Raw genomic sequence first — 6718 nt, 5'->3', positions numbered from 1 at the left:
GGCGACCTGGCCCGCTACCGCGCCGATGGCGCCATCGAATACGCCGGGCGCCTGGATCATCAGGTGAAGATTCGCGGCCTGCGCATCGAGCTGGGGGAGATCGACGCCCGGGCCCAGGAATATCCGGCGGTACGTGAAGCGGTGGTGATCGATATCGATGGCCCGTTGGGCAAGCAACTGGTGGGGTATCTGGTGCCGAGCGAAGAGGGTGCCGACCCACGGGAAGGCCTCAAGGTGCATCTGAAGGCCGGGCTGCCGGACTACATGGTGCCAAACCACTGGATCCTGCTCGCGGCCATGCCCCTGAGCCCCAATGGCAAGCTGGATCGCAAGGCACTGCCTGCGCCTGACGCCACCACTGGCAGTCGTGATTATCTCGCGCCTGAAGGTGCCCTGGAAATCGATGTAGCCAGGGTCTGGGCGCAGACCCTGCTGCGCGAACGCATCAGCCTCAATGACAACTTCTTTGAACTGGGTGGGCACTCATTACTGGCGGCGCGAATGATGTCGACGATCCGCTCGGAACTGGGGCTGGATGTGCCGTTGCGCCTGCTCTTTGAATATCCCTGCCTGAACGATTTCGTCCAGGCCATCCAGACACAAGCCACCGGCCTGAGCGAAACGGGCCTCGCGGAAATTGAACAAATGATGAACGAATGGGCAGAGGTATGAACATGGATACGACCACCGCAGAACGGATTGCCAGACGCTTCGTCACACTGCCCCTTGATCAACGCCAGCAGATCCTGGAAAAACTCCAGTCCTCGGGACAAAGCTTCCGTCTGCTGCCGATTGTGGCCGCGCGGGAGGGCAGCGTTCCGGTAAGGTTGTCCTATGCCCAACAGCGTCTGCTGTTCCTCTGGCAACTGGAACCACAGAGCGCCGCCTACAACGTGCCTACGGCCGTACGCCTGCGCGGTGAGCTGAACGAAGCTGCACTGCGCCAGGCCTTTGGCGAGCTTATCGCCCGCCACGAAACTCTGCGCACGCACTTCATCTCCGAAGAGGGCGTGTTTTATCAGGTGATCAGTGAAACTCTGGAACTGCCGCTGCAGGTCATCGACCTGCAGGACGACGAAGCGGATTTGCAGGCGCGTATCGACGATGAGTTCTCCCGGCCTTTCGATTTGCTCAGCGGGCCGTTGCTGCGCATTGGCTTGTGGCGGATTCGTGCCGATGAGCATGTATTGACGCTGTGTCAGCACCACATCATCTCTGATGGCTGGTCGGCACAGCTGCTGATCAATGAGTTCGCCCAGGCGTATGGCGCAGCGTTGCAGGGGCGCCCGACAGGGTTCGCCGCACTGCCGATCCAATACGCCGATTACGCGTTGTGGCAGCGGGCCTGGCTGGAAGCGGGTGAGGGCGCGCGGCAACTGACCTACTGGAAAGAGCAGTTGGGCAGTGAACAACCGTTGATAGCCTTGCCCACGGACCATCCACGCCCGGCGCAGCCAAGTTTTCGTGGCGGGCGAGTCGAGGCCGATCTCGATACGGCGTTAGCTGATGCCCTCAAGCAACTGACCCGCCAGGGTGGCTACACCCTGTTCATGCTGATGCTGGCCGCCCTGGGGGTGACCTTGTCGCGCTTCAGCGGCCAGGACGACATCCGCATCGGTACGCCCAACGCCGGACGCAACCGCAAGGAACTGGAAGGCCTGGCAGGCTTTTTCATCAACACCCAAGTGCTGCGCCTGAATATCGACGAGCGACAGAGCTTCACTCAATTGCTGGAACAGGTTCGGCAGCTAATCAGTGGTGCCCAGTCCCATCAGGATCTGCCGTTCGAACAACTGGTCGAGGCCCTGGCCCCCGAGAGAACCCTGAGTCATAACCCGCTGTTCCAGGTCAAATTGAACCAGAACCTGGCCGGGGACACCGCCACCCAAGGCGTGTCACAACGTCTGCAAGGCCTTGAGGTCAGTGGCGTTGCGGTGGGCGCCGATGAGGCGCGCTTCGATCTGGCGCTGGATTTCAGTGAAACCGCGACGGGCATCCATGGCTATTTCACCTACGCCCTGGATCTGTTCGAGGCGTCGACGGTGCAGCGCCTGGCCGACGCCTTCAAGGGCGTATTGCGAGCCATGATCGATGCGCACGAACGGCCGTTGCTGACCCGGCCGGTGATCGCGGCTGCCGAGGCTCCGGTCAACCTTCAGCACTTCCCTTGCAGCGATATGCTTGCGCTCTGGCGCAACGGTCTGGTCATGGGGGCGGGTGGCGTAGCGCTGCGTTGTGCTGACAAACAATTGAGCTACGCGGACCTGGAGGCTGAATCCAATCGTCTGGCCCATTATCTGGGCGAGCAGGGCGTGCTGCCCGGCGCGGTCGTGGGCTTGTGCATGGAGCGCTGCATCGAATGGGTGGTGAGCTGGCTGGCGATACTCAAGGCCGGCGCAACCTGCCTGCCCCTGGATCCGACACAGCCGTCCCAGCGTCTGAGTCAACTGGCCCATGACAGTGTCGCGCAACGGGTGATATGCGGTGCCGCGTCCGCTGCAAGCCTGTTTGCCAATGCCCTGGCTTATGACTCCGGGCGCTGGCTGCACTGCGCGTCTGACGCGCCGCCTTTATCGATTGTGCCTGATCAGCCTGCCTACGTGATCTACACCTCCGGCTCCACCGGCCAGCCCAAGGGTGTGGTGATCAGCCACGGCGCCTTGGCGGACTACGTGCAGGGCATACAGCAACACCTGGCCAGCGCGCCGGGTGGCAGCATGGCACTGGTCTCGACCCCGGCGGCGGATCTGGGTCATACCCAGTTGTTCGGCGCCCTGGCCAGCGGCGTTACGCTGCATCTGCTTCCCCAGGAGTACGCATTCGATCCTGACCGCTTTGCCGCCTATATGAACGAGCATCAAGTGGCGGTATTGAAACTGGTGCCCAGCCATTTGCAAGGCCTGCTGCAAGCCGCCCGTCCGGCTGAGGTATTACCCGCTCAGTTGCTGATTCTGGGGGGGGAGCGCTGCGATTGGGCGTTGGTCGAGCAGATCCGTCGCTTGAAACCCGCTTGCCGGGTGCTCAACCATTACGGCCCGACCGAAACCACGGTCGGCGTGCTGGCTCATCCGCTGGAGAACGTTGATAAAGGCTATGACAGCGTGCCCCTGGGTACGCCCCTGGCCAATGCCCGGGTTGCCGTGCTGGATGCCTGGCTGGTCCCGGTCGCCGAGCGCGTGGCAGGTGAGCTTTACCTGGGTGGCCCCGGCGTCGCCCAAGGCTATCTGGGCCAGCCGGGCCTGACTGCCGAGCGCTTTATTCCAGCGCCTGACGGTGGCCGCTGGTATCGCAGCGGTGATCGCGTCCGGCTTGATCGGCAGCGAGTGGTGTTCCTTGGCCGCACCGATGATCAGGTCAAGATTCGCGGTTATCGCGTGGAGTTGGGCGAAGTGGCCCAGGCCCTGCGCGGACTCGACGGCGTGCAGGAAGCGGTGGTTCAGGCATTACCTATGGACAACGATGCCGAACGCCTGCAACTGCTGGCCTGGTGCGTCGCAGATTCCGGTCGTAGCGCCGAGACGCTCAAGGCCGGGCTACAGGCGAGTTTGCCGGAGGCCATGGTCCCTTCGCAGATCTTGCTGCTGGAGCGCCTGCCGCTGACCGCCAATGGCAAGCTCGACAAGCGTGCCTTGCCAATGCCCGATGCTGCCCAGGGCGAATACGTCGCGCCCAGCGGTGAGATCGAGCAGACCCTGGCCAGGGTCTGGGCCGACGTGCTCAAGCTGGAGCGGGTTGGCGCCCATGACAACTTCTTCGAACTGGGAGGCGACTCGATCCTGAGTCTGCAGATCATTGCCCGGGCCAAGCGCCAGGGGGTGAAGATCACGCCCAAGCAACTGTTCGAGCGCCAGACCGTGGCACGCCTGGCCCAGGTCGCCAAGCCGATCCAGGCCAAGGTTGCACCGGGCAATCCGGCTGGCGACGCGGATCATCAGGGCCGGGTGCCGCTGGTGCCGGCCCAGGCGCGTTTCTTCGACAGCCCGGTGGTTGCGCGACAGCACTGGAACCAGTCGATTCTGCTGACGCCCCGCGAGACCCTGGACGAGCAGGCCCTGGCCGATGCCCTGGAGGCGGTGGTCGCCCAGCACGATGCCCTGCGCCTGAGCTTCAGGCTCGACGCCGGGCAGTGGCTCGCCGAGTTCGTGCCGACAGCGGCCTCCGGTCTGTTGTGGCGACGCAAGCTGGACAGCTTCGAAGAACTGGAAGCGCATGCGGATGAGGCCCAACGCAGCCTGAATCTGGAGGGCGCACAACTGATGCGCGCAGTGCTGTTCGAAGATGCCCGGGGTACGCAGCGCCTGTTGTTGATCGTTCATCACCTGGTCGTGGACGGCGTTTCGTGGCGGGTCTTGCTGGAAGACCTGCAAAACGCCTATCAGCAACGCCGAGCGGGCCAACCTGTGCAGTTGCCGGGCAAGACCACGGCGTTCAAGCACTGGGCCGAACGCTTGCAGGCGTTTGCTGCAGACCCGCAACTGCTGGCCGAGCAGGATTATTGGCTGAATGCACTGGACGATGGTCTGGCGGGCCTGCTGGCCACAGCATCGGATGCTACCCAGGGAACCATACCGGGGCAGATTACTACCCGGCTCGACGCCACACAGACGCAGCGCCTGCTCAAGCTGGCACCGATCGCCTACCGCACCCAGGTCAATGATTTGCTCCTGGCTGCCCTGGCCCTGGCGGTACAACGCTGGAGCGGCGAGGCGTCTGTATCGGTAATGCTCGAAGGGCATGGCCGCGAAGACGTGTTCGAGGGTGTCGACCTGAGCCGGACCCTGGGCTGGTTCACCAGCCTGTTCCCGGTGCGCCTGAGTGCGGGCGACAGCCTCGCCGAGACGATCAAGGGCACCAAGGAACAACTGCGTGGCGTGCCTCGGCGCGGTGCTGGCTATGGGGTGCTGCGCTATCTGGCTGCTGAACATATCTGTGCCGGGCTGCGCGCCCGGCCGCAACCGCGCCTGGTATTCAACTATCTGGGCCAGTTCGACGGCAGTTTTGATGAGCAGGATGGCAGCCTGTTTACCCCGGCCGCGCAAGGCACCGGCACGGCACGTTGCCCGCAAACGGCAGCGGCGCAAGTGGTCAGCATCGACGGCCAGGTCTATGGCGGCGAATTGAGCCTGATCTGGAGTTTCAGCTCGCAGGTATTTGCGCCGAGCGAGGTCCAGGCCCTGGCGCAGCATTACCGGCAGGCCCTCCTGGAAGTGATCGAACAGTGTGCCGGTGGCAGTAATATCGCCATTACGCCGTCCGACGTGCCGCTTGCCGGTCTTAGCCAGGCGCAGCTGGATCAATTACCGGTCCCGGCTGCGGCCATCGAGGATGTTTACCCGCTGTCGCCCATGCAGCACGGCATGCTGTTCCATACCCTGCTGGGGCAGGATCGTCACGCCTACGTCAATCAACTGCGCATGACGGTCAGTGGCCTGGACGTGGAGCGCTTGCGCGATGCCTGGCAGGCCGTGGTCGATGCCCATGATGTGCTGCGTTCCAGTGTGGTAGCTCTTGAGCCCCATGCGCTGCAGATCATTCGCAAACACCTGACGGTGCCGCTGTTTGTGCTGGATTGGCGCGAACCTGCCGGGTCGCGATTGACGCTGGAGCAATGGGCCGAAGCAGACCGGCAACAGGGTTTCGATCTGGCCGGGGGGCCGCTGATGCGCCTGACCCTGATTCGCACCGGGGTCGATACCTGGCAGATGATCTACACCAGCCATCATTTATTGATGGATGGCTGGAGCAGCACGCGCCTGCAGGCTGAGGTATTGCAGCGCTACGCAGGCCAGGCCGTCGGCGCGCCCGTCGCCCGCTATCGTGATTACATCGAGTGGCTGGGGCAGCAGGATGGCCAGGCCGACCAGGCGTTCTGGACGGCGCAATTGGCGCCGCTGGAGCAACCAACGCGACTGGCGGTCCTCAACGCGGCCGTCCAGGCAGGCGCCTACGGCGAGCATCACCAGTTGTTCGACCGGCAGCAGACCGCAACCCTTGAGCAGTTCGCCCGTCAGGAACGGGTGACGGTCAACACTCTGGTGCAGTCGGCCTGGCTGCTGTTGTTGCAGGCATTGACCGGCGACGCCTGTGTCGCCTTTGGTGCGACAGTGGCGGGGCGGCCCATGGCGCTACCGGGAATCGAAGAGCAACTTGGCCTGTTCATCAATACCCTGCCGGTAGTGGCCGAGCCCCGGCCGCAGTTGTCGGTCGGTGACTGGGTGCGTTCGGTGCAGGATCTCAACCTGAGCCTGCGCGAGCACGAGCACAGCCCGCTGTTCGAGATCCAGCGCTGGGCCGGACACACTGGCGAGGCGTTGTTCGACACCTTGCTGGTATTCGAAAACTATCCGGTGGCCGAGGCCCTGGCCCAAGGGACACCGGGCGGGTTGGCGTTCAGTCAGGTACAGAGTTCGGAGCAGACTAACTATCCTTTGACCCTGGTGATGGGGCTGGGCGAGACATTGGCAATCAGCTATGCCTTCGATCAACGCTACTTTGATGCGGCGCGCATCGCCCGGATCGCTGACTGCTTCGCGCAATTGCTGGCGGGCATGACCCGGTCTGCCACGCAGCGCCTGGGGGAATTGCCCCTGCTGAACGAGGTGCAGGCCAGGGCCATGCTCATGGACTGGAACCGTACTGCTGCGCCTTACCCGAGCCGGCAGTGCATTCATGCCCTGATCGAAGCCCAGGCAGCGAAAACGCCGCAGGCCACGGCCTT

General features: G+C 63.5%; 2 protein-coding genes. Both read left to right on the top strand.

The genetic code is table 11. The features are described from left to right. Positions 1–672, top strand: a 672-nt coding sequence (locus tag M2401_RS34235) for a phosphopantetheine-binding protein (protein WP_259111490.1), incomplete at its 5' end; no start/stop codon positions are given. Continuing rightward, on the top strand, positions 669–6718 hold a 6050-nt coding region (locus M2401_RS34230), incomplete at its 3' end, for an amino acid adenylation domain-containing protein (RefSeq protein ID WP_409034033.1). The genes M2401_RS34235 and M2401_RS34230, both read left to right, overlap by 4 nt.

The sequence above is a fragment of the Pseudomonas sp. JUb42 genome (genome assembly GCF_024807945.1).
Classification (GTDB): domain Bacteria; phylum Pseudomonadota; class Gammaproteobacteria; order Pseudomonadales; family Pseudomonadaceae; genus Aquipseudomonas.
Note: the sequence above shows the minus strand (reverse complement) of the source record. Positions and strands in the feature narration are given on the sequence as shown.